Source organism: Sporosarcina sp. FSL K6-6792 (assembly GCF_038004885.1).
In the GTDB taxonomy this organism is placed as follows: Bacteria; Bacillota; Bacilli; order Bacillales_A; family Planococcaceae; genus Sporosarcina; species Sporosarcina psychrophila.
Genome location: NZ_JBBOSA010000001.1, coordinates 2,521,375 through 2,544,093 on the forward strand (window position 1 = coordinate 2,521,375; position 22,719 = coordinate 2,544,093).

General features: G+C 41.1%; 23 protein-coding genes. 7 read left to right on the top strand and 16 right to left on the bottom strand.

Annotated elements, in window-relative coordinates; genetic code table 11:
* Positions 1 to 451: 451 nt before the first annotated feature.
* The 5 genes from MKZ26_RS12270 to MKZ26_RS12290 form a co-directional block, all read right to left on the bottom strand.
* Complete coding sequence (locus MKZ26_RS12270) at positions 452 to 1,144, bottom strand: alpha/beta hydrolase (protein WP_067205289.1); 693 nt, start codon at positions 1,142 to 1,144, stop codon at positions 452 to 454.
* Complete coding sequence (locus tag MKZ26_RS12275; protein WP_340766363.1) at positions 1,141 to 2,526, bottom strand: UDP-N-acetylmuramoyl-tripeptide--D-alanyl-D-alanine ligase; 1,386 nt, start codon at positions 2,524 to 2,526, stop codon at positions 1,141 to 1,143. Before MKZ26_RS12275 ends, MKZ26_RS12270 begins: the two co-directional genes overlap by 4 nt.
* Before the next feature lie 12 nt (positions 2,527 to 2,538).
* Positions 2,539 to 3,609 (bottom strand): D-alanine--D-alanine ligase, encoded by a 1,071-nt coding sequence (locus MKZ26_RS12280; protein ID WP_340766364.1) that lies wholly within the window; start codon positions 3,607 to 3,609, stop codon positions 2,539 to 2,541.
* A gap of 82 nt (positions 3,610 to 3,691) precedes the next feature.
* Positions 3,692 to 4,006 (bottom strand): DMT family transporter, encoded by a 315-nt coding sequence (locus tag MKZ26_RS12285; RefSeq protein ID WP_067205281.1) that lies wholly within the window; start codon positions 4,004 to 4,006, stop codon positions 3,692 to 3,694.
* Positions 4,006 to 4,338 (bottom strand): DMT family transporter, encoded by a 333-nt coding sequence (locus MKZ26_RS12290; RefSeq protein ID WP_340766365.1) that lies wholly within the window; start codon positions 4,336 to 4,338, stop codon positions 4,006 to 4,008. The genes MKZ26_RS12285 and MKZ26_RS12290 overlap by 1 nt, the downstream gene beginning before the upstream one ends.
* 184 nt (positions 4,339 to 4,522) lie before the next feature.
* Between MKZ26_RS12290 and MKZ26_RS12295 the strand changes: the two genes are divergently transcribed.
* Both MKZ26_RS12295 and MKZ26_RS12300 read left to right on the top strand, forming a co-directional pair.
* Positions 4,523 to 5,710, top strand: coding sequence for an FtsW/RodA/SpoVE family cell cycle protein (locus MKZ26_RS12295; RefSeq protein WP_340766366.1), 1,188 nt, complete (start codon positions 4,523 to 4,525; stop codon positions 5,708 to 5,710).
* A 111-nt stretch (positions 5,711 to 5,821) separates the two neighbouring features.
* Positions 5,822 to 7,006 (top strand): FtsW/RodA/SpoVE family cell cycle protein, encoded by a 1,185-nt coding sequence (locus MKZ26_RS12300; RefSeq protein WP_067205272.1) that lies wholly within the window; start codon positions 5,822 to 5,824, stop codon positions 7,004 to 7,006.
* 186 nt (positions 7,007 to 7,192) lie between these two features.
* On the opposite strand, the gene MKZ26_RS12305 is transcribed toward MKZ26_RS12300, so the two are convergent.
* Positions 7,193 to 7,333 (bottom strand): Lmo0850 family protein, encoded by a 141-nt coding sequence (locus MKZ26_RS12305; protein ID WP_186672238.1) that lies wholly within the window; start codon positions 7,331 to 7,333, stop codon positions 7,193 to 7,195.
* A 382-nt stretch (positions 7,334 to 7,715) separates the two neighbouring features.
* Here MKZ26_RS12305 and MKZ26_RS12310 point away from each other — a divergent pair, with 382 nt between their 5' ends.
* Positions 7,716 to 8,894 carry an MFS transporter gene (locus tag MKZ26_RS12310; protein WP_067205270.1) on the top strand — a complete coding sequence of 393 codons (1,179 nt, stop codon included), beginning with the start codon at positions 7,716 to 7,718 and terminating at the stop codon, positions 8,892 to 8,894.
* A gap of 78 nt (positions 8,895 to 8,972) precedes the next feature.
* Here MKZ26_RS12310 and MKZ26_RS12315 read toward each other — a convergent pair whose 3' ends face one another.
* The gene (locus tag MKZ26_RS12315; RefSeq protein ID WP_340766367.1) at positions 8,973 to 10,271 is read right to left on the bottom strand and encodes an MFS transporter; all 1,299 of its coding nucleotides are present in this window, start codon (positions 10,269 to 10,271) and stop codon (positions 8,973 to 8,975) included.
* A gap of 177 nt (positions 10,272 to 10,448) precedes the next feature.
* Between MKZ26_RS12315 and MKZ26_RS12320 the strand changes: the two genes are divergently transcribed.
* The gene (locus MKZ26_RS12320; protein ID WP_445683420.1) at positions 10,449 to 11,618 is read left to right on the top strand and encodes a tetratricopeptide repeat protein; all 1,170 of its coding nucleotides are present in this window, start codon (positions 10,449 to 10,451) and stop codon (positions 11,616 to 11,618) included.
* 343 nt (positions 11,619 to 11,961) lie between these two features.
* Here MKZ26_RS12320 and MKZ26_RS12325 read toward each other — a convergent pair whose 3' ends face one another.
* A complete protein-coding gene (locus MKZ26_RS12325; protein ID WP_082786789.1) occupies positions 11,962 to 13,287 on the bottom strand; it encodes an L-cystine transporter in 1,326 nt (441 codons plus the stop codon).
* A gap of 230 nt (positions 13,288 to 13,517) precedes the next feature.
* Here MKZ26_RS12325 and cls point away from each other — a divergent pair, with 230 nt between their 5' ends.
* Positions 13,518 to 14,969: a cardiolipin synthase gene (cls, locus tag MKZ26_RS12330; protein WP_340766368.1), complete on the top strand. Its 1,452-nt coding sequence runs from the start codon at positions 13,518 to 13,520 to the stop codon at positions 14,967 to 14,969.
* 130 nt (positions 14,970 to 15,099) lie between these two features.
* Here the strand turns inward: cls and MKZ26_RS12335 are convergent, their stop codons facing one another.
* A complete protein-coding gene (locus tag MKZ26_RS12335; protein WP_340767652.1) occupies positions 15,100 to 16,029 on the bottom strand; it encodes a M15 family metallopeptidase in 930 nt (309 codons plus the stop codon).
* Between the two features lie 115 nt (positions 16,030 to 16,144).
* Here MKZ26_RS12335 and MKZ26_RS12340 point away from each other — a divergent pair, with 115 nt between their 5' ends.
* Complete coding sequence (locus tag MKZ26_RS12340; protein ID WP_340766369.1) at positions 16,145 to 17,299, top strand: MFS transporter; 1,155 nt, start codon at positions 16,145 to 16,147, stop codon at positions 17,297 to 17,299.
* 167 nt (positions 17,300 to 17,466) lie between these two features.
* On the opposite strand, the gene MKZ26_RS12345 is transcribed toward MKZ26_RS12340, so the two are convergent.
* From MKZ26_RS12345 to MKZ26_RS12360, 4 genes are all read right to left on the bottom strand, one after another.
* Positions 17,467 to 17,715, bottom strand: coding sequence for a hypothetical protein (locus MKZ26_RS12345; protein ID WP_067205252.1), 249 nt, complete (start codon positions 17,713 to 17,715; stop codon positions 17,467 to 17,469).
* A gap of 101 nt (positions 17,716 to 17,816) precedes the next feature.
* On the bottom strand, positions 17,817 to 18,665 hold the full coding sequence (gene yidC / locus MKZ26_RS12350) for a membrane protein insertase YidC (protein ID WP_340766370.1): 849 nt from the start codon (positions 18,663 to 18,665) through the stop codon (positions 17,817 to 17,819).
* A 467-nt stretch (positions 18,666 to 19,132) separates the two neighbouring features.
* Entirely contained in the window at positions 19,133 to 19,486 is a 354-nt protein-coding gene (locus MKZ26_RS12355; RefSeq protein WP_067205246.1) for a hypothetical protein, read from the bottom strand.
* Positions 19,487 to 19,568: 82 nt separating this feature from the next.
* Positions 19,569 to 20,015 (bottom strand): GNAT family N-acetyltransferase, encoded by a 447-nt coding sequence (locus tag MKZ26_RS12360; RefSeq protein WP_340766371.1) that lies wholly within the window; start codon positions 20,013 to 20,015, stop codon positions 19,569 to 19,571.
* A gap of 98 nt (positions 20,016 to 20,113) precedes the next feature.
* On the opposite strand from MKZ26_RS12360, the gene MKZ26_RS12365 reads away from it, so the two are divergent.
* Entirely contained in the window at positions 20,114 to 20,614 is a 501-nt protein-coding gene (locus MKZ26_RS12365) for a GNAT family N-acetyltransferase (RefSeq protein ID WP_340766372.1), read from the top strand.
* Between the two features lie 49 nt (positions 20,615 to 20,663).
* Here the strand turns inward: MKZ26_RS12365 and MKZ26_RS12370 are convergent, their stop codons facing one another.
* The 3 genes from MKZ26_RS12370 to MKZ26_RS12380 form a co-directional block, all read right to left on the bottom strand.
* The gene (locus MKZ26_RS12370; RefSeq protein WP_340766373.1) at positions 20,664 to 21,137 is read right to left on the bottom strand and encodes a DUF4064 domain-containing protein; all 474 of its coding nucleotides are present in this window, start codon (positions 21,135 to 21,137) and stop codon (positions 20,664 to 20,666) included.
* A gap of 352 nt (positions 21,138 to 21,489) precedes the next feature.
* Positions 21,490 to 21,771, bottom strand: coding sequence for a GNAT family N-acetyltransferase (locus MKZ26_RS12375; protein ID WP_067205236.1), 282 nt, complete (start codon positions 21,769 to 21,771; stop codon positions 21,490 to 21,492).
* A 56-nt stretch (positions 21,772 to 21,827) separates the two neighbouring features.
* The gene (locus MKZ26_RS12380; RefSeq protein ID WP_340766374.1) at positions 21,828 to 22,718 is read right to left on the bottom strand and encodes a DUF1002 domain-containing protein; all 891 of its coding nucleotides are present in this window, start codon (positions 22,716 to 22,718) and stop codon (positions 21,828 to 21,830) included.
* Between the last annotated feature and the right edge of the window lies 1 nt (position 22,719).

Genomic DNA, 22,719 nt, shown 5'->3' on the forward strand with positions numbered 1-22,719 from the left:
TGAAAAGGAAAGCCCGGTCTTTGCCGAGCGGTTCGATCAATGGACAATTCGTCCAACTTATATGAGCAAACCGTTATATTCAAAAAAAAGTACCCTTCACTTCTTGAAGAGTGCTACGTAAATGTATCCAATGTTCATCACAGTATACCATGGGAAAAAGCACTTCGCAATCAATCCGCTTAAGTAGTAATAATCAGTTTACTCACCGAAAAGCGGAAGCGGGCCGCTGGAGCTAGACATCACCGAAAAGCGGAAGCGGCCCGCAATGGAACGCAACCAAAGTACGCCGCTTCCTGCGGCAATGGCTGCCTGACCTACATCCTGTAGGCCCGGCATAAGCGGAACCAGCGAAGTGGCGTTCTTTGCCACATAGCTGGGTCTGCTTATGACCCGAGCGTATGGCCGCTGGAGCTAGACATCATCAATAATCCAATTTTTCACTCACCCATGGTCAATCTTCCCGCATGAACCGAAGCACTTCATTGAACCAATTGTCACAGTCATCGCTGTAACAGATATGATGCTTCCCAACAGGTGATTTTATGAATTCCTTTTTTTCGGAGCCAAGTTTTTTTAACAAGTGCTCAGCGGTAGTAAACGGGACAATTCCATCTTTCTCACCTTGAACGATACATACAGGTGTTTTAATCAAACCATAATAAGGTTTGACGATGCTCACAATGCGTAAAAATTCGAAGACTGCACGCAACGGTGTGTGTGCAAGTTTGTATTCATACAAATGATAAAATGTATTTGGTGGATATTTTTTCATAAGCGGTTTTGCCAACATGATTCTCATCTCTTTCAAAAGGATGCGCGGACTTATATATCTTGCCGCAGCGCTTAACAAGACAAGTTTGTCGATTTTATACCTCAGTCCAAGATACATCGCAATCAGTCCGCCCATCGAAAAGCCGACCACGATTACGCGGTCGACTTCTTTTTGCAGTCTTTTAAGTGCAAGTTCCGCTTCCATCAACCAGGAAGCGGCGGATCCTTTTTCAAGATTCAGCGTGATGCCATGGCCGGTCAATGTCGGTATAGCTAACTGCCAGTTCGTTTTCATTTTCAAGAAATTCACAAGCGGCCTTACTTCAAATGGACCGCCTGTAAAGCCATGTATGAATAGCACGCCCGTTTTCATTTCCCGGCTCCTTTACCCATCAGATCTTCTAGAATATGTTCAAGTGCCATTCCGCGTGAACCTTTTAACAGAACAATTGAATCTACGCCAGTATATTCCCGAAGTGCGTTCACAATAGGAGTATAATTCTTTTCTGACCATAATAGTCGCGTTTCCATGCCACCGTTTTGCAATTTATCATGTAACCATTTCATACGCGGACCATAGAGTAGAATGCCTTCTAGCTTCATCGCAACCAGTTCATCGGCTAGATTTTCATGATAAACCTGCTCTTCTTCACCCAGTTCTAACATATCAGCAAGTACAACCCATTTTTCTTTACGTAATTCAGTATCCTCCATGAAAGCAAGTGCTGCACGCATTGATGTCGGTGCTGCGTTGTATGCGTCATTAATGAACAATGCACCATTATCGACACTAACCGGCTGCATACGCATATCCGTTAAGGACGCTTGGCGAAGTGAGCCGCGGATGTCATCGACACTGATAGCTGCTTCATTTGCAATAAGAATTGCAGCCAGCGCATTTTTAACTTGATGTGCGCCGTATACAGGGATTGTGAATTCTCCGTCTAGTAAGCCAGTGACTGTAAAACGACTTCCTTCATCGCCAGATTCAATCTTTTCGAGTGACAACATCGTTTCTTTTTCATAGCCAAACGAAACAGCTTGAACTGCAGTAAGCTGATCAACAAGACCTTGTAGAAGCGGTTCGTCGCCGTCGTAAAATAGCTTGCCACCTTCTTGCAATCCATCGATAATTTCGAATTTCGCTTTGGCGATTCCTGCACGCGATCCAAGATCCTGCATATGCGCTTCTCCGATATTTGTAATCACAGCAAAATGTGGTTTCGCCAGTTTCGATAAAAAGGAAATTTCCCCGAACCCACTCATACCCATTTCCAAGATTGCAAACTCGGTATCTTCCTCAAGCGACAATATCGTCAAAGGTAAACCAAGTTCATTATTATAGTTCCCTTCCGTTTTTCGGACGTTGAAATACGGAGACAATACACTTGCAATTAAATCCTTTGTTGATGTTTTGCCATTCGAGCCTGTAATGCCGACGACTTTACATTGAAGCATCCCCCGATAAACGCGTGCCATTTCCTGGAGCGCCAACTCGGGATTCTCGACAAAAATTAGCGGCACATTTGCAGGTGGATCCGGTTCATCTTTCATCCATAAAGATGCGACCGCACCCTGTTTAATCGCTTGTTCCACATAATTGTGACCATTTACTTGTTCCCCACGAAAAGGGATAAATAGGTCCCCCGCCGATGCAGTTCGCGAATCAATGGACACACCCGTTGCGAATATGTCTTCTAAATTTTGGCCAGCCGCCTGTATCCAATCAGCGATTTCGGTTAACTTCCGTTTCACTTCAAATCACACTCAATCCATCGTATATTGTAATGTTTGCTTTTCTGCATGTCGTTCCAGTGCTAGTTCGATCAGCCCGTTGATTAATTCAGGATAAGTTACACCTGTTTTCTGCCATAGTAGTGGGAACATGCTTGTCGGTGTAAAACCTGGCATTGTATTCACTTCATTAATCAAGACTTCGTCGTCCGCAGTGACAAAAAAGTCTGCACGGACGAGTCCCGAACAGTCAAGCACTTTAAAGGCAAGGACAGCCATTTCTTCCATCGTCTTTTTAACTTCCTCAGTTACTTGTGCAGGAATGGCCAGTGTTGTGTTGCCATCTGTATATTTCGCTTCATAATCGTAAAATGCCGCAACAGGTTTAATCTCCCCCGACACTGAGCATAGCGGTTCGTCGTTACCCATGACGCCCATTTCGATTTCACGTGCAGTTACGCCTTGTTCGACGATGATTTTCCGGTCGAATTTCAGGGCAATATCCACAGCTTCGATTAAACCTTTGCGGTCCGTTGCCATGCTTATACCCACACTGGAACCAAGATTCGCAGGTTTTACGAACATCGGCCAGCCGAGCTCTGTTTCCATTTTGTCGACTAACTGTTGCTGTTCTTTGACCCATCCAGTACGGATAAAGTGTACATAAGGCACTTGTTTCAATCCTACTTGCGCGAATAACTGCTTCATGACGACTTTGTCCATTCCCGCTGACGATGCCAGTACACCATTACCGACGTAAGGGACATTCATCACCTCAAAGAACCCTTGAACCGTTCCATCTTCACCATTTGTTCCGTGCAAAAGTGGAAAAATGACGTCTGGAGCGCCCGTTCCTCCATTCAAGAAAGCATGTATACTATCTGGTTGACTGGAGCTATTCCCCTCAAGGCGAAGCTCTTCAATCGTTTTCGCAGAGCTTTTAAGTGATTCTCCTTTTCTCCACTCACCGTCGTACGTTATATAAATTGGAACTACTTCGTATTTATCAAAGTCCACCGCTTGTGTCACTGCACGTGCAGTCGACAGCGACACCTCATGCTCAGCTGATTTTCCACCGTAGACCAATCCTAGTTTTTTCTTCATATTTTCCCCTCACAATCTATTAGTTTCATTCCTTCAGTTTACCATGAACAGCTCACATTCATGATGATTTTATGTAAGATATTCAACCAAACAACTTAAGTCCCGTAACACCTGCAATGATGAAGGATAAAAACAGGAACTTTAGCGCACTTCGCTTTTCACGAAAAAAAACCATGCCAATCAGAACACTACCTGCTGCACCTATTCCCGCCCAAACGGCATACCCTGTTCCAACGGGTAAATCTTTTATAGCAACTGATAATAAAAAGAAACTGAGTGCTGCTGTTAGAACAGTCAATACTGTATATTTTTTATTTCGGAATCCTTCCGATAATTTCATCATAATAACGAACGCCACTTCGAATAGCCCCGCAATAATTAAGATTATCCAAGACACTATTTAGTCTCCCCCTGTCCATCAGCAAGTTTAAGTCCGACGATGCCAACAAGTAGAAGCACTAGAAAAAACAGTTTACCAATACCTGCTCCTTCATTGAATAGGATAATACCGACAATTGCTGTTCCAGCCGCACCGATTCCTGTAAAAATGGCATATGCAGTACCAATGGGTATTTTCTCCATTGCTTTCGCGAACAGGAAAAAGCTAACTATGATGAAAACCAGCGTTACTATTGAAGGGAGAAAGACTGTAAAGCCCTGCGCTTCTTTTAATCCAATTGCCCAAATGATTTCAGTCATGCCTGCGATCAGTAAATAAATCCATGCCACAACGAAAATCTCCTCTCATATTCACACAGTTAAAATAGACCTTAAATTCCCCACAAGTTTAGCATGCCCATCTTTCAAGAGGCAACTTCGCGGTTGCCTTTACGTCCAATATGAGGAAATGCATACTCTACTCCGATGAGCTATACTTAAGAATGCTAGATTAGATGGAAATACAGGTGATAATATGAAACAAACAAACAAGCCTGCAGATCGTTTCGACTGGACACTAGCCTTTATTTTATTGCTATTTTGCATTATAAGCATATTTACAATTGCTTCCGCTCAAACATCTGGGCAGTATTCAATAAACTTCGTACCATTGCAAATTAGATGGTATATCGTAGGCGCATTCATCATTGCTATGGCTATGTATCTGGAACCTGAACAATATAAACAGATGGCATGGTACTTATACGGACTCGGAGTTTTTCTTCTCGTCTTCCTCTTTTTCGCCCCAGGAGGAGATGGACAAATTGCTGAAATGCGACTTGGCGCAAAAAGATGGCTTCATCTTCCGGCTATCGGAACAATTCAACCTTCTGAATTCATAAAAACATTTTTCATCCTAGGCATGGCACGCATGGTGAGTTCTCATAATGAAAACTTTGTGGAAAGAACAATAAATACGGATTTTCTTCTCCTTGGAAAGATTATGGTTGTTCTTCTCCTACCGCTCGCATTCATTGTAAAACAGCCTGACCTCGGAACTTCTTTAGTATTCATGGCAATTACGGCCGCCGTCATTGTCGTTGCAGGAATTTCATGGAGAATTCTGTTACCACTTTTCGCAGGAACAGCCGCAATTGGTGGGGGATTATTATGGATGGCCCTCTATGCGCAAGATTTCATGGAAGACACACTCGGTTTTTCCCGCTACCAGTTTAAAAGAGTTTATTCGTGGCTCGATCCATATTCTTACCCTTCTGATGAGGGTTATAACCTACTAACCTCCATGACAGCTATCGGCTCAGGTGGTATTAACGGCAAAGGTTTTCAAAGTCGCGAAGTATACATTCCAGAAAATCATACCGATTTCATATTCAGTGTTATCGGAGAAGAATACGGCTTCATAGGCGCTAGTCTCGTGATTACATTGTTTTTCATCCTTATTTATCATTTGACGCGTGTTGCACTTGAACTAAAAGATCCATTTAGCGTGTATGTCTGTACAGGTATTATCGCCATGATTACGTTCCATGTCTTTGAAAACATAGGCATGACAATCCAGTTACTTCCGATTACCGGAATCCCCCTACCATTCATCAGTTACGGCGGGAGTTCGCTAATGAGTAATATGCTCGCAATCGGTTTAGTCTTCAGTATGAAATTCCATCATCGAACGTATTTGTTCGACTCTGATGATGAAGATTGATTAGCAGAGTTCATTAGACAATAGTAAAAAAAGAAAACATCGCAACTCCTTTCCGTTATACTAAGAAATGTAGAAAGTAATCCTATTTTAGTGAAATCAAGGTGACTATATATGAAAATACCTAATAAACCGGCAGATCGTTTTGACTGGACACTTGCATTTATCCTGCTGTTATTTTTCCTTGTCAGCTTGTTCGCGATTGCTTCGGCTCAGACGACTGGCCAATACACCATAAACTTCGTACCCTCGCAAATTCAATGGTACTTCATCGGATGTGTCATTATCGCGATTACGATGTTTTTAGAACCGGATCAATATAAGAAAGCTGCCTGGATTATTTACGGCGGCGGTGTATTTATTTTAGCCCTGCTAATTATTCTTCCGGATAGCATGGAGCTTGTGGCAAAAAGAAATGGTGCAAAAAGCTGGTTTCACCTCCCTGGGGTAGGAAGCATCCAACCCGCTGAGTTCATGAAGACATTTTTCATCATCGGCATGGCGCGCATGATTACGACGCATCACGAAAAGTTCGTTAAGAAAACATTGAAGACCGACTTTTTTTTACTCGGGAAAATAATTGCTGTTCTATTCTTGCCGTTGCTTTTCATCATGATGCAGACCGATCTTGGTACTGGACTTGTCTTCATAGCGATTACAGCAGCATTCGTCGTTGTAGCAGGAATTACGTGGCGAATAATTTTGCCAGTATTTGTCGGGACCGCGACGATTGGAGCGACTTTGCTGTGGATGACACTCTATGCACAGGACTTCCTTCAAAATAAACTTGGTTTAAGACCATATATGTTTGAACGTATCTATTCATGGCTCGATCCTTATTCCTATTCTTCGAATGAAGGGCGTCACCTTATTACGTCACTCAATGCGATTGGCTCGGGTGAAGTTTTCGGAAAAGGTTATAAAGGCCGCGAAGTGTACGTCGCAGAAAGCCACACCGATTTCATCTTCACAACGATTGGGGAAGATTGGGGATTCATCGGCGCTAGCTTAGTCATTTGCTTGTACTTTTTCCTCATTTATCACTTGACGAAAATTACGCTTGAATTGAAAGATCCATTTAGTACGTATATATGTGCAGGTATTATTGCAATGATTACGTTCCATGTCTTTGAAAACATCGGGATGACGATTCAGCTACTCCCAATTACTGGCATCCCACTGCCATTCATTAGTTATGGCGGTAGTTCACTAATGGGGAATATGCTCGCAATTGGATTAGTATTCAGTATGAAGTACCATCATAGGACGTACATGTTTAGTTCGGATGATGACGAATAAAGAAAAGCGGAAAGCGCCCGCTTAGACGCGACAGGCATAAGTCGATCTAGCGACGTGGGGCCCTTTGCCACATAGCTGAATTGCTTATGACCCGAGCGGCTGGCGCCCGGAGTCTAGACACCAAGACAAAAAAGCTTCGACGGAAAATCCGTCGAAGCTTTTTTTGTCGTGATACTATCACTTTCTTTATTGAGATTGAATTTGTGGGGCTTGTGCAAGTGGCGCGAGGGCTTTCAGCATTTCCAGACGGGATTTCGTCATCGTAGCCGAAACACCCAACTTCGCCAAGTTGGAGATGATTGTTTTCAAATCAACTTCTTTAGCCATCTTTTCCACCTCGACCTTTCTATTAGTTCTAGACGAATATGCATCAGTAAAGTTTCGTTCTACAGGTAAATGTCGTTCTATTTTGCTCGTACTACAATTATACCACTCCTGTCCACTTTTAAATCTTTCATTATTGTTACAGTTATTAACTTTTTGTAAATGTTTCATACATCAAGGTGGGTAATTTGACAAAAAACCTATTTGCAGATGAATTTTCCGGGTAGCGTTGTTTACTTTGAACAAAACGTTGTTTACTTTTCACTTAGTGTTATCAACTTCAGACAATACGTTGTGAACTACCACCTCCTCCCCTTTTCCATTGTCTGATTTACACACGAAGGGTAGAATGAATATATTGATTCAGTCGAAAGTGGGTTTGAATATGAAAAAAGCAATCCTTCTACTTATGTCCGTACAATTTTTTGTTTATCTTGGGTTTGGTATTATAATTCCAATTCTTCCTGAAGTTATCTTGCAGCAAGGATTATCTGAAGTACATGTTGGCGGATTACTGACCGTTTATGCACTAGCATCTTTCTTTACCGCGCCGCTATGGGGGGCTTTGTCAGACAGAACCGGAAGAAAAAAGCTCATTTTAATAGGACTAATTGGATTCAGTCTTAGTTTCTTCCTATTTGCTTTGTTCATCGAGAACTTGCCGCTATTGTACGCGTCACGCGTTGTGGGAGGGATATTCTCTGGTGCACTTTACACCGCCGTTACTGGATTCGTTGCAGATATGACGGATGAAGAAAACCGTAATAAATATATGGGACTGCTTGGTATGTCAATTGGACTTGGTTTTATTTTCGGACCAGCAATCGGGGGCGTACTTGGTAATGTCAGTCTTCAATTACCATTCATTGCTTCAGGTACCTTGACAGTGCTCCTTATGATTTATGCAGGAATTATATTGAAAGAACCCGAACGACGTGGAGAGGCAAATAAACGAGCTCTCCTCCCAAAAGGTGGAGCTATGCTTTGGCAATATCGTATCCGTTATCTATTTCTATTCTCGTTCATGGTGACATTCCTTCTCGCCGGGCTTGAATCTACGTTCCAACTGTTCCAAATCTCCAAAATTGAAATCACACCACTTCAGCTTGGTTACTTGTTTATGGCTAGTGGTTTCGTCGACGCGGCAATTCAAGGCGGCGTCGTTCGCCGTGTGAAAAACGGAACGGAAACGAAATGGATTATTGGGGCGCAGATCGTTACCGCACTTGGCCTGTTCCTTATTCCGTTTACATCAAGCCTTTTCTGGGCCGGTTTTGCGCTGAGTGTCTTCACTGCGGGGAACGCACTTGCCCGTACGGTACTCGTTTCATTAACAACAAAAGAGTCTGGCGGAAAATACGGAACGGCTGCTGGGATGACATATTCCATGGACAATATGGGGCGCATCATCGGTCCGCTGTTATTCACATGGATTTTCACGCAAGAAGCCGGCAATATGTATTTCATTTCCACAGTTCTTGCAGTTCTATCTATCGGGCTAATCTTCGCCTTTAGGAAGTCTGCTAAATCGTTGCGGAATTTGGAAGCAACGCTGAATAACTAATAAGAATAGTAAAGACCACCTTTCTAAAATTGAAGACAGGTGGTCTTTGCTATTTCACATTAAAAATGTCGCTAATAATTATTCTGAAATAACCTCTGATTCCTTCACATTTGAATTTCCGAGTTCCGGATGAGCTTTAATCATGACTGATGGCCGTGCCAACACGAGAATAACCCCAATTAGTATTAGACTCGAAACAATGAGAATCCATTGTGCCGGGAATATATCATATAAGAACCCGTAGATAACTACTCCAAGGGGCATAAGTGCCATCGACATTGTTTCCAGGATTGAAAATACGCGCCCTTTATAATCATCGTCAATCATTTTCTGCATCATTACTTGCATGGGCGTATTTACTATAATTATTGTTGCTCCGAAGCTAAACATGACGAATGCATAAAACCCAAACATAAAATTATAGTGCATAGGTATTAAAAGAGGAATTGCTACGCTTCCCATTATGACACCCATTCCGAGAATGCCTCGTTTCGAGACAAGCAACGGATACTTCACTTCTTTGCGCATCGTCAGATAGATTGACAATAGTAGCATCCCCACCGCAAATGCACCTTCCGTCAATCCAAAATGTGTCGATACCATCTTCATCTTTTCAATAAGAATGAAGGAATAACCGACTTGGAATGCACCAAATAGGAAGTTGATGAATAAAGCAATCCAAATCAATGTCATGAGAATTGGTTGTAATTTTAAATAGGCTAATCCAGCCTTCATACTTTGCATCATCGATTCCTTCGGTTCCCCATCGACCATTTCTTTACGTTTCGCAAATAACTTGAAATTCATCGTTGATTCAAGAAATACTCCAATAATCGAAGCAATTATATACATTATGAGAAATACCGGCATCGAGACTGTTCCATACAATAAACCACCTACCGCCGGGCTTCCGATTGCCGCAAATGAAATGGACATTTGGTTCAGAGACATCGCTTTTTGAATGCGTCCTTCATCAACAAGTCCAGTAATAGCAGAGCTGAACGTCACACCCGAAAATGTTGATGTGATTGATAAAACAACAGTTGTAGTATAGATTGCAATTAAAGACAATCCAGAAGTCAGACTTACAATCAAGAGCCCACCTATTGCAAGAGTTGAAGCAACTTGAGCGGTAATAATGATTGTCTTTCTTGAATACCGATCAGCCGCGTAGCCTGCAAAAGGCGCAACGAGTGTCCGTGGTAAAAGGTTGCAAATAAGGTTCGTCGCAAAACTTGTTGCGGATCCAGTTAATTGTAAAATGTAAAAACTAATAGCGAATGCATATACCTGTGCCCCGAACGAAGAAATGAGCTTACTGATTGTGAACGTCCACAAATGATAAGTGGCTTTTTTAAGCTTTAAAACCTCTTGCATACAAACACCCCTGTCTGAATTGTTTAATTTCATTAAACGAATAATAACATGATAAACACTTCCATTACAAGTTAAAGTTTAATATAATTAAACTACGTAATTAAAACAGTGGAGGTGTGACCTATCGAAACGTTAGGTGAGCGAATACGCAAATTACGAAAACAACGGAAATTGACGTTGGAGGCTTTAGCGGGTGATGAGCTAACAAAAGGTATGCTCAGTCTCATCGAGAATAACAAGGCGAACCCTTCAATGGAAAGCCTATCTTATATAGCAGAAAGACTCGGTGTAGAAGTGGTGGAGTTATTGGAAGAAGTAAGCACACATGAACTAAGAGCACTGCTAGAGAAAGCGGAGATTCTGTATAATACCGAATTTGATGTACGGACTGATGAATACACTCAGCTCATCATGCTAGTTGAGCCCTATGTCCCAAAATTAACACAAGGTTATGAATCAGCGCGCCTATTGGAAATATATAGTCGCTGTATTTATTATGAAAAAAAGAGTGGATGGCAAGTATTTTCTGATCGAGCTGCAACAATGTATGAGCTGATGAACATCATTCCGAGGCGCGCAAGCATAGGAATATTCCGGGCATTTGTTAAATTTACCGAGCATAACTATGCACAATCACTAAGTACTTTGCTCCAAGAACGTACCGAAATCGAAGCTCGAAATGCATTTATCGATCCGATGACACGGCTTGACCTCGATTATATGGAAGCTGTTCTCCTTTTTGCAGTAGGAGATTCCGAGTCTGCCATACGAGTCATGAAAAGCGGTATTGAATTCTCAAGGCAGGAGCGGGTGTTTTATCGTATCGACCACTTATATAGGCTAGCAACCGCTCATGCAATAATGGAGGAAGATGAAGACCAATACGCTTATTATTTAAAGAAATTAACGCAATACGGGGATTTCACGGAAGATAAAGAAGCAATATTTTTCACGAAGTTTGCGGAAGTCCATTATTTAAATTCTTTCAAAAAGTCCTACAAGGAAGCGCAAGAACAATGGGATAAGTTCTTAGATAAAGGTAAGTATTCTAATGACTACAGTCCCTTTATTAATCTAGAAAAAGGAAAATCCTTTTTCGGATTAAATAAATTTGAACATGCACTCGTGGCCCTCGAAAAAGTGAAGATTGCAGACTATACCCATCATCCATTCGACTTGTCGATTTTTTATGAAAAGGATGCATATAAAGCACTTTGCTACATGGAATTAGGCAATCTTATTGAAGCGAGACGCCTTGCAGGACTTGCCATGCAGAACATTTCAATGATGCCCCGTACGCCTTATAAAGATTTCATTTTGGAGACATATGAATTGTTAACAAAATAAAAATACCGCAGAAGACAATCCCGTCTTCTGCGGTATTTTTTGTTTTATGATTGGTCTGAAGTGATATATGATCGGTCGACGAAATTTATGATCGATTGCGAGATTATATGATCGGTCAAGCACGTTTATGATCGATTGCAGCGTTATACGATCGGTCAAGCAAATTTATGCTCGATTGCGAGATTATATGATCGGTCAAACAAGTTTATGATCGCTTGCGAGATTATATGATCGGTCAAACAAATTTATGCTCGATTGCAAGATTATATGATCGGTCAAGCAAATTTATGCTCGATTGCAGTGTTATATGATCGGTCAAGCAAATTTATGATCGATTGACGACTTATACTTCAGCCGTCTGCTTATCAAGCGGAGCGTTGTACATGTCTTTATCCAATTCGCCCGTTACACGCGCGGTCGTAACACCCGCCGTCATGGATCCGCTGACGTTTAATGCTGTACGACCCATGTCGATGAGCGGTTCTACTGAAATCAGCAGTCCTGCTAATACAATCGGCAAGTCCAGTGCTGATAGAACAAGAATCGCAGCGAATGTTGCTCCGCCACCAACTCCAGCAACTCCGAATGAGCTGATTGCCACGATAGCGATCAATGTAACAAGGAATGTTGGTTCAAGCGGGTTCTGTCCTACTGAAGGTGCAATCATCACTGCAAGCATCGCAGGGTAGATTCCAGCACAACCATTTTGACCGATTGACAGGCCGAATGATCCGGCAAAGTTGGCAATACCATCAGGCACGCCGAGACGATTCGTCTGTGTATCAATATTTAGTGGAAGCGCCCCTGCACTCGATCTTGAGGAGAAGGCAAATATCAATACTTCCCCTGCTTTTTTCACGTAAGTGATTGGGTTTAATCCCGATAGCGTAATAATGATTAAGTGAATGCCGAACATGATTAAAATCGCTACATACGAAGCAAGTACAAACTTGCCTAGACTATAGATAGCCGCAAAGTCAGACGTCGCTACGGTGGTTGCAATAATCGCTAAAATACCGTATGGAGTCAAGCGCAAGACAATCTTTACAACACCCATGATCAGAGAATAGATTGCATCGATTCCCTTTTTCACTGTAGCTGCATTTTTTTCATCTCTTCTTGTAAGTGTCAAATACGCAAATCCAAGGAATGCCGCAAAGATGACAACCCCAATTGTTGAAGTTGGTCGTGCACCTGTGAAGTCAAGAAACGGATTCGCAGGCAATAAGTCTATTAACTGATCAGGCAACGGTCGGTCCGCGACTCCTTCCGATCGTTCTTCAATAGAAACACCGCGTGCAAGCTCAGCTTCCCCCTGCACTATTTCCTTCGCATCAAGGCCGAAAAGAAGTGTAACAGAAATCCCGATAACTGCGGCGATTGCAGTTGTTCCAATAAGAAGTCCTAATATCAATCCCGCCATTTTACCAAAATTCTTGCCGATTGTTATTTTCGTGAATGCCCCAAGAATTGAAATGAAAACGAGTGGCATAACAATCATCTGAAGTAATTTAACATAACCTGTTCCTATCAAGTTAAACCACGGCATAGACTCCTGCAATACTGTTGAATCTGTACCGTATGCGAAGTGTAAAATAAGTCCGTATGCAATTCCGAGACCCAGCCCGGTGAAAACACGTTTTGAAAACGAAACCTTTTTGCGATGCATACTATATAGTATACCGACGAGAAAGAGCAACCCGGCAATGTTTAAAATAAGTAATAATGTATTCACTTTTCTTCCTCCTAAGTTTTAGATAGCGTGTAGCATAAAGCACACTTTAAACCATTAATGTCTATCAGTCAAGTAGGTTTTATCTTAACTTCCACTGTTACTTCTTTTTTCTAAGTCTTCCGTTATACTAGTAAGATAAGCATTATATGTAAAGGAGGCCGCTTATGACTCAACTAATCAGCATCTCGGTTACGGCAGTTTTTATTTTGAATATATTTCTTGCGATTGCCCTTATTTTTCTAGAAAGAAGAGACCCAACCTCAACTTGGGCATGGCTCCTCGTCATATTTTTCATTCCATTTTTCGGTTTCTTTATTTACCTTTTACTCGGGAGGCAACTGAGGGAAAAACACCTTTTCCGGTGGGAAGGACGGAGTAAAATTGGTATCGATCAATTGATTGATTATCAAATTGAAGCAATAGAAGAAGATACCCTCGAATTTAGGCTAGATGATACAGCTCACTACAAGGACATGATTTACCTTCATCTTAGAAATAACCACGCTGTCTTGACGCAAGACAATGACGTTCAGGTTTTCAACGATGGCGCAGCTAAATTTGACGCACTTATCCATGACCTCGAGCAAGCAAAGGATCATATTCATTTTCAAACTTACATTTTCAAATTGGATACCCTGGGGACTAGGATACTAAACGTTTTAATACGAAAAGCGAAGCAAGGCGTAAAAGTGCGTGTACTCTTCGATGATATCGGTTCACGAGGGCTTCGCAAGAGACATTTGAAGGAACTGATTGATAACGGAGGAGATGTTGAAGCGTTTTTCCCAGCTACAATGCCGCTTATCAATCCTCGAATGAATTTCAGGAACCATCGTAAAATCGTTGTTATCGACGGGCGAATTGGTTATGTTGGTGGATTCAACGTAGGCGATGAGTACTTGGGGCTGAACAAGAAGTTTGGCTATTGGCGCGATACACATCTGCGGATAGAAGGAAGTGCGGTTCACCCGCTTCAGACGAGGTTTATATTGGACTGGAACCAAGCATCTGAAAAAAATGATATCGAATATGCAGAGCACTTCTTCCCTGCTATCCCTCGTAAAGGTTCCGTCGGGATGCAGATTGTGTCGAGTGGACCCGATTCAGAGTGGGAACAGATTAAAGACGGTTATTTGAAAATGATTTTCATAGCGAAGAAATATATTTATATTCAAACGCCTTATTTCATCCCGGATATCAGCTTCTTGGACGCGCTACGCATTGCATGCCTATCCGGAATCGATGTGCGGATAATGATTCCGAACAAGCCTGACCACATGTTTGTATACTGGGCAACCTATTCAAATGTTGGTAAATTATTAAAAGCAGGAGCAAAAGTTTATATTTATGAAAATGGCTTCCTGCATACCAAGCAAATTGTCGTTGATGATGAACTTTCAACCGTCGGAACTGCCAATATCGATGTCCGCAGCTTCAAATTGAATTTTGAAGTCAACGCCTTCATTTATGATCGTGAAAAATCACATGAATTAGCGGAGCTTTTCGAACAGGATATGCAATTATCGACTGAATTAACCTATGAAATGTATTTGGAACGTTCTCGTCTCATTAAAATAAAGGAATCAGTTTCACGACTACTTTCACCAATCTTATGATATAAGAAAAGCGCAAGGTGTCTGGGGTCTAAACACCGACCTAAATAATTTCTTTTCATATAACAAAAGGGACGCGCCGCTAATACGGTACGTCCCTTTTGTTATATGAAAATATGAGTCACTAATGTGTTTATTGGACTCCTAGATATTCTTCCAATGTGATATTGCGTTTGAAGATTTCGTCCGCAATTTCAAGACCAACATAACGGAAATGCCAAGATTCATGCATATATCCTGTAATCTGTTCTTTCCCCACTGGATAGCGCATAACGAAGCCGAATCGGTGAGCGTTTGCTGCCACCCATTTTCCTGCTTCTGTTTCCCCAAATGATGATGAAGCAAAGTGCTGTTCGAAATTCACTTCACCAATATCGAATGCCAGCCCTGTTTGATGTTCAGAATAACCCGGGCGTGCACTGTAGGTATCGGCCGCTTTCTCACCATCACGAGCAACATATCTCTCGTAAAGTGTCGTCTGGTATTCAAATGAGCGATACGTGCTGAATGCATTGAGATTAAAACCTGTAAGTTTCGCTTCTGCCGCCATTCTTTCAAATGCCCCACGCGCTTTTTTGTCTTCTCCAGGTGCGTATGTTGCCGGAAGCGGATACTTTTTATTGGCGAGTAAAATCCCTTTTACAATCTTCGGTTCTTTAGGAAGCGTCTGACCTTCGATATATCCTCCGTTGTCAATCGCTGGATTCGGCTTCACTTCAGTACCAGATCCTGCACCGTTGTTTTTTGTTGGTTTGGATGGAGATTCAGGCGTAACCTCCTGCACTTTCCCCGGTTCGTCCTCTTCTTTCGTTTCTTCAGCATCTGGTTGCTCTACCAGGTCAGGGAGTTCGGTTGGTTCTGTTTCATGGGCTACGTCCTCATCCCCATTTGCAACAGACATACCAATGACTTCCTGCCCTTTTTTAATACTTTTTTCTACATCCCAGTCATTCATTCCAAGTCCAATTAGTAGCCCTGTCATAATGAACCCGGAAATAATTAAAGTGATTGTCAAAGCTTTACCCTTTTTTTTCTTATTGGTATAGTTGTTTTTTCGTTTCATCAATAAGCCTACCTTCTCAATATATATCTATAGTCTACCATCATTTTTCTTTGTGGTCTGCGTATGCTATCATTTAATTTCACGATTATTGAATAGTTTGCAAGGGAGCGATAGGATGAAGAACCAAAGATGGCTTTCGATGAGTTTTTTCGCTTTTTTCTTTACTTGGGGCGTATTTCTTCCCTATTGGACTGGCTGGCTAACAATTGAAAAAGGTTTATCCGTAACTGCAGCAAGTTTTATTATGGGTGCTGGAATGATTGCACGATCGTTATCCACATTCCTTATCTTCCCGTATCTGACACGAAAAATGTCCATGATCCGCGTGATGAAATGGATTTCACTTACAGCACTTATTTTAACGCTCCTCTATTTACCAGACTCACCTTTCATCGTACTTCTTATTATTACCGTCCTATTCAGTGCAATCTATCCGATGATATTGCCTGCCGTCGAAAGCGGCGCGTCTATTTTAATGCAGATAGAAGGAATTCATTATGGAAAGAGCCGCTCGTTCGGATCAATTGGCTACACTGTTGCTTTGTTGTTAATCGGAGCAGCTACAGCTATTTGGACTGAGCAAGCAATCCTTTACATAATGATTGTTGGGTTAACTATCTCAACATTATTTTTCATGCGACCAGCACCAGAAGCTTTACAATTAAATCCAGTTCACGACAACACTACTAAACAAGCCATCAATTTCAAATCACTCTTGACGTCCAAAGGATTCGCAATCGTCTTGCTACTCGCCATCCTTTTACAAGGGGCGCATGCGTCCTATTATAACTTCGGATTCATCTTCCTCGATAATCTTGGTGTTAATGGTCTTTATATCGGGATTATCTTGAATATAGCAGTGTTATTTGAAATATTGTTTTTTACACGTGCTGATCGATTGCTTGCAAATCTAAAAGTCTCCACGATGTTTCTCATAGCAGGAATCGGATCCACGGTAAGATGGATACTTATTGCTTTGTTTCCATACATATCTGTTTTCATCGGCACTCAAATACTCCATGCCTTGTCGTTTGGTGTAGCCCATTTTGCGTTCATAAAATTCATTTCTCAAAAACTACCCCATGATCAACTTGCTACAGCACAAGGAATGTATGCAGCATTCGCGATGAGCCTAAGCACCGCAATCCTGACATTTTTAGGTGGTTATTTATATGACGTTTCACCACGGCTCGCATTTCTCGGTATGATTATTTGTTCTATTCCGGCTATCATCATCGTGCTGATGACTAGAAAGAAATATGCCTATTAATAGAATAGACGCTTACCGGAAATTTCAGTTCCCGGTAAGCGTCTTTTCTTTACCTATATGTATTGAAATAAAGAATCCTACCAACAACGCTCGACGCTAGGGGACGCCTTCGCTGGAGATTATATAGGGTCATTCATTCAACATATATAGTTAATCATATGTTCAACTTACCTAACAATATTAAATATGAGCAACACTACAAAAGCGCCTCCGAAAAAAATAGACATCCATAACATCCATTTCGACTCGCGTACCATCCCCTGCTCACGAAATGATTTTGCCCGAGCCCCATTCGTCAATGAAAACAGAGCCACCATCGACAAAACAGCGTTGTTCAAGTCGAGCTTGATGATGAAATAGACCGAAGCTAATGCGGCTGCTACAATCCCGATTCCAAATAACCATTTAGTCTGCACATCGATAACCTCCTATGCCTTGTAATCTACATATGTTGACCATTATCTGATTCCTGTAATCTGACCAGAAAAAAGGCCGAAGATTTCTCTCCAGCCTACTTTCATTTATCGTCTTTAGTGTCTATCTTTTTTACTTCTTTTACTTCTTTTACTTCTTCAGCATTTATAACCTCTTCAGCATCTTCTACAACCAGTTCAGGATGCTTGTAATAGAACTTGCGGCCTAAGTACGTTTGGAAGATAAGGAGAAGTCCCCCTACCGCCCAGTAAAGGGGTAGTGCTGCCATCGCCTTGAATGAAATGAACATAATCATAACCGGCGATAAGTAAATAAATGCTTTCATCTGTTTCTTCTGCTGTTCCGGCATTGTCCATAGTGATACACGTGCTTGGACGAAGTAAACTGCACCAGCAAGAACCATCATAATCATATCCGGTTCTCCGAGATTGAACCAAAGAAACTCATGTGTTTGTACTTCAGTAGAATTGAGGATAGCAAAGTAGAGACCCATGATGATTGGCATCTGGATGACTAACGGAAGACAACCCATATTAAGTGGATTGACACCATGCTTCGAATAAAGTCCCATCATTTCTTGCTGAAGCTTCGCTTGCTCATCTTTTTGTTCTTTTTCTTTTGCTTCTTTCAAACGCTTTTGAATGTCTTCCATCTCAGGGCGGAGCGCATCCATTTTAACTTTCATATTCTGTTGCGACTTATAGTTTTTCAGCATAAGCGGCATTAGGACCAACCGGATTAATACCGTAATGAGTATAATCGACAGGCCGTAATTCCCATTGAAGAAATCACTGAAAAAATGCAGTAACCAATCCATCGGCTTAACGAAAAGATTATAAAATGTACCTTCTTTGTTCTCGATGCCTGCACAACCGCTTAGAAAAACGGCAGTGGTCATTAACATCGTAACTAATCCAATTTTCTTCTTCATTAGATTCACCTTCACTATTTCAAACTATTAAAAAGTATACCTTACCTAGTCCTCAAATTACAACGATTGACCGTTCGGAAAATTTTTTCTTCCCCAGTAATGGAGTAACGAAAATAATCTCCTGTCAGACCTCTTCGGAATTGCCTAGGTGTTTGACCGGTTTTTTTATCTATGCGTGTGAAATAACTTTGATCACAAAATAGAATCGCTCAGATATATCAGAAATTTTATTTCCAGGAAAACATAGGTAGTATTGAGATTCTTCCAGAGCACAAAATTTTCGTATGTACTTCATAAATTTCATTCTGTTCCATCTTCACGAGTAGAATCCTGGAGGAGCTTCTGGGTTGTTGCCTGTCGTATATATTTTTCATTCTTCCCTCAATACCAAAATGCAAGAACCCCTAACATAATTTAATAAAAAAAACACTTCCATGTAGGAAGCGTTTTGGTATCATACTATATTTTTATTTGATGGATTGTTCCGCGCCTGATTCGTTTTGTTCTTTTTTATGGTAGAGTCCATCTGTTTCAGGGGTCATCTTCACATCATCTTCAATTTCCTGGTTATAATAATGAACACTCGTTTGAGCACCTTCACTTACCATTTTGTTATCTTGAAGATCATAAGGATCCGAATGTCCAACTTTAGTTTCAGGAGATCTATTCAACTTTTGTGATTCGATGAATGAATCAACTTTTGTTTTCATATTACTAAAAGCCACTTGTGCCTTATCCCTATTTTCTTTTTTACTGAAGTAGGCATAAGCCCCCGCCGCCATCGTTGCAAGTAATAAATTATTATTTCGTTTACGACCCATTAAAATCATTCCTCCCAGATTTAATGAAAAATGTATTGTATATAGAGTATACCCTTATCTGCCAGTTTAGAAACTTTCATTTTCATACGATTGATAAAATCATATCTACATGCGGAATTCCACCATCATCATAAGGCTCCGAAATCGCATTAAATCCATGCTTCTCATAAAATCCAACAAGATGTTGCTGAGCCTGCAATCGAATCTTTTCAGGTTTCCAATGTTTCTTTGTAAAGTCAACGCTTCGTTCCATAAGAACATGTGCAAGCCCTGTGCCCCTTTTGTCCTCTCTGATGATGACCCGACCAATGGATGGCTCCATATACTTCACACTAGCCGGAAGAAGCCGTGCATAGGCGGCCAGTCCTTCCTCATCGCTACAGAATATATGAATCGCATCGTAATCATGACCATCAACTTCATGATACGCACAATTTTGCTCCACGATGAATACATCAACACGTAACTTCAACATTTCATATACTTCATGACCGCTTAATTCCCCAAATTCGTTATATGTCCACTTCATCCAGCATCTCTCCCATATATATCATTTTCATTACATTGGTAGTTTTCATCCAAGTTATTTGTTATGATTACAAAAAGAAATGCAGAGGTGACAGTGCAATGATCCGACTAATGACTGCCATGGATAGTATGCACGTTCAACAGATTGTTTTTAAGACTTGGAACGAAACCTATAAAGATATTATTCCAGCAGAAATCCAAAAGAAATTTATCAATCGCTCCTACTCAGAAGCGATGCTACTGAAGCGCATGGAGAAAACGTATGTGCTAGTAGCCGAATGTGAAGGTATTCCTATCGGTTTTTCCAGTTTCACGAAAAAAGATGAAGATGGCGATTCTGAATTGACTGCTATGTATATTTTACCATCGCATCAGAAAATGGGCTATGGTAAAAAGTTAGTTGAATACTCTCTGTCGTTACTTTCAGACGCACAGAAATTATTTGTTTATGTAGACGAACGCAATACGGTTGGACGAGCCTTTTATGAGAAACAAGGCTTTGAGTTACTTGATATCTTTGAAGAATATTTCGAGGGCTACCCTGTAGTAACAGCCCAATATGTATTTTGTATTCATTCCCCAGCACTTGCCTTGTACTAAAAACCAAAAACCCTTTCCTCCAATTTGAGGAAAGGGTTTTTTTGTATTATTATAGGGGTCTCATTGTTCCATCATACTTATCATCCACGAACTGCGACTCCTGTGTTAGTGGTGGTTTCTTGGTAAAACAAAGGATCCCAGCAATGTACAGAAGAATTGAAGTCAAGGAAAGAATCCCAGCAGTCAAACCTGCGATAATGAACATAATCCCTGCAAGCTTAGGGTTTTTGTTCTTCCAAATGCTCACAATCCCAATTATCGTCAAGATAAAACTAATAATTAAGCTGATAATGATTAACCACATAAACCCACCTACTAGGGAAAAGACCGAATAAATTGACTCCAGTTCCATTGGTGTTAGCGTCGGATCATATGCCATCATCTCCGAATCGAATTCTACACGGAACATCGGCTCCGACTTCACATAGTTAAATAAAGCCAGTAAGGCGAAACTTAGAATAACACCTACTGCCGTAAATATGACACTTATTATCGATAATACTCTTTCTACTGTACGGCTCATGAAATACACCTCTCTCTTAATCTATATATATGATTATACGTTCAACTGAAGGATAGGTTTCACTTTTTCAAACAATAACATGACAAAGATGTTTCATTAAATAGTGAACGGGTATTCTGTATATATGCAGGCATCATAGCCCAAATTAGGAAAGGGGACGATACAAATGGAGAAGAAACTGATTTTCAGTCAAGCCGACATGATGTATACTGTCGCCGGCGCTACTGTATTAACTAGTATAGTGTACTTAATTACTTTATTGTGAGGGATTTGAATGAATCGAATTTTACCGCGTGAAATATAAAAGGCAATCCTTAGTTTTATAACTAAATGGATTGCCTTTTATTATTTTTCACACTTTTACATCATCATAATCTTTGTAGCGTTCAAAAGCGGTTACAACATACGAGCAGACAGGCTCCATTTTTAACTCTTGTTCACGCGCATAGCTCGCTGCACGGTCCAGTATTTTTTTTGCCACGCCTTGTCCTCGAAGTTCCGGTGAAACGAATGTATGATCCATCACCATCACATCCCCCAGAATCGTCCATGTAATTTCTGCAAGCATCGCTCCATTTTGTTCATAACGGAACGCGAATGCATCCCCGCCCAATTCAACAAATTCGAATTCCATCTAAACTACCCCTTTTCAATAAATTCTCCTTCATAATACAACACTTTACTTCCCGATTACTTAAACCAAGACTGAACGGATTCGAAAAGGTTCGCAAAGAACTCCTTCACACTTTCCCAAAAGCCAGGATCAATATCACCGAGTGTTTCTTTTATTTTCGATGTCATATCCGATAATTGCTCAGATAATTTATTGAAATCGATATCTAAATTTCTAATTCTGTCCATTAAGTCTATGAGCAATTGCCGATCCGCATCACTTAAATTAATATTAAGCTTTTTCATTTGCTCTGTGACAATTTTCTCAACCTCTTCTTTTGTCGCCGGATTTTTCTCTGCGATTTGCTTTTTAATTTCCGTTAGAAGCTCGGCTACTTTGTCACTATCGACACCGGGTTCTTTCGCAAACTTCGTCGCAAGATTCAATTCATCATTTGCGACATCAGTCCGCTCTGTATCAAGTTTCTCACCAGTCACTTCATAGGCTTTGTATATTCCAACTAACGCGGAATGGCCCGTCACTTTTTTCGGTGAGGCTACCTCGACAATTGCGTCTTCGATTCCGGCCGTTAACATTGCCGTTGCATAGATTTCTGGTGTCACCTGTGTAATATTATCCTGTGTAACAATCGTGATGACAAGCCCTTTGCCTTCTTCCTGCCTCGTAATTTTAGCTGAAGAATACATACGTGCCTTGCCATTGCCATCTTTAATATATTTCACAAGGTCACTGCCATCAACGGATATTTCTTCCACTTCCGCTTCTTGTGCAACGCCCAAACTATTCTTCACACTTTCTTTTTCTGCGTCTGATAAATCTGCACCGTAAACAACGATTGGTACACCTAGTTTTTCATTTATGACTGGATCTTCTGCATGTACGGTCGCTGGAACCGTGATTCCGATTACCAGTACAGCCGCCATCATCATTGTCAGTAGACGTTTCATG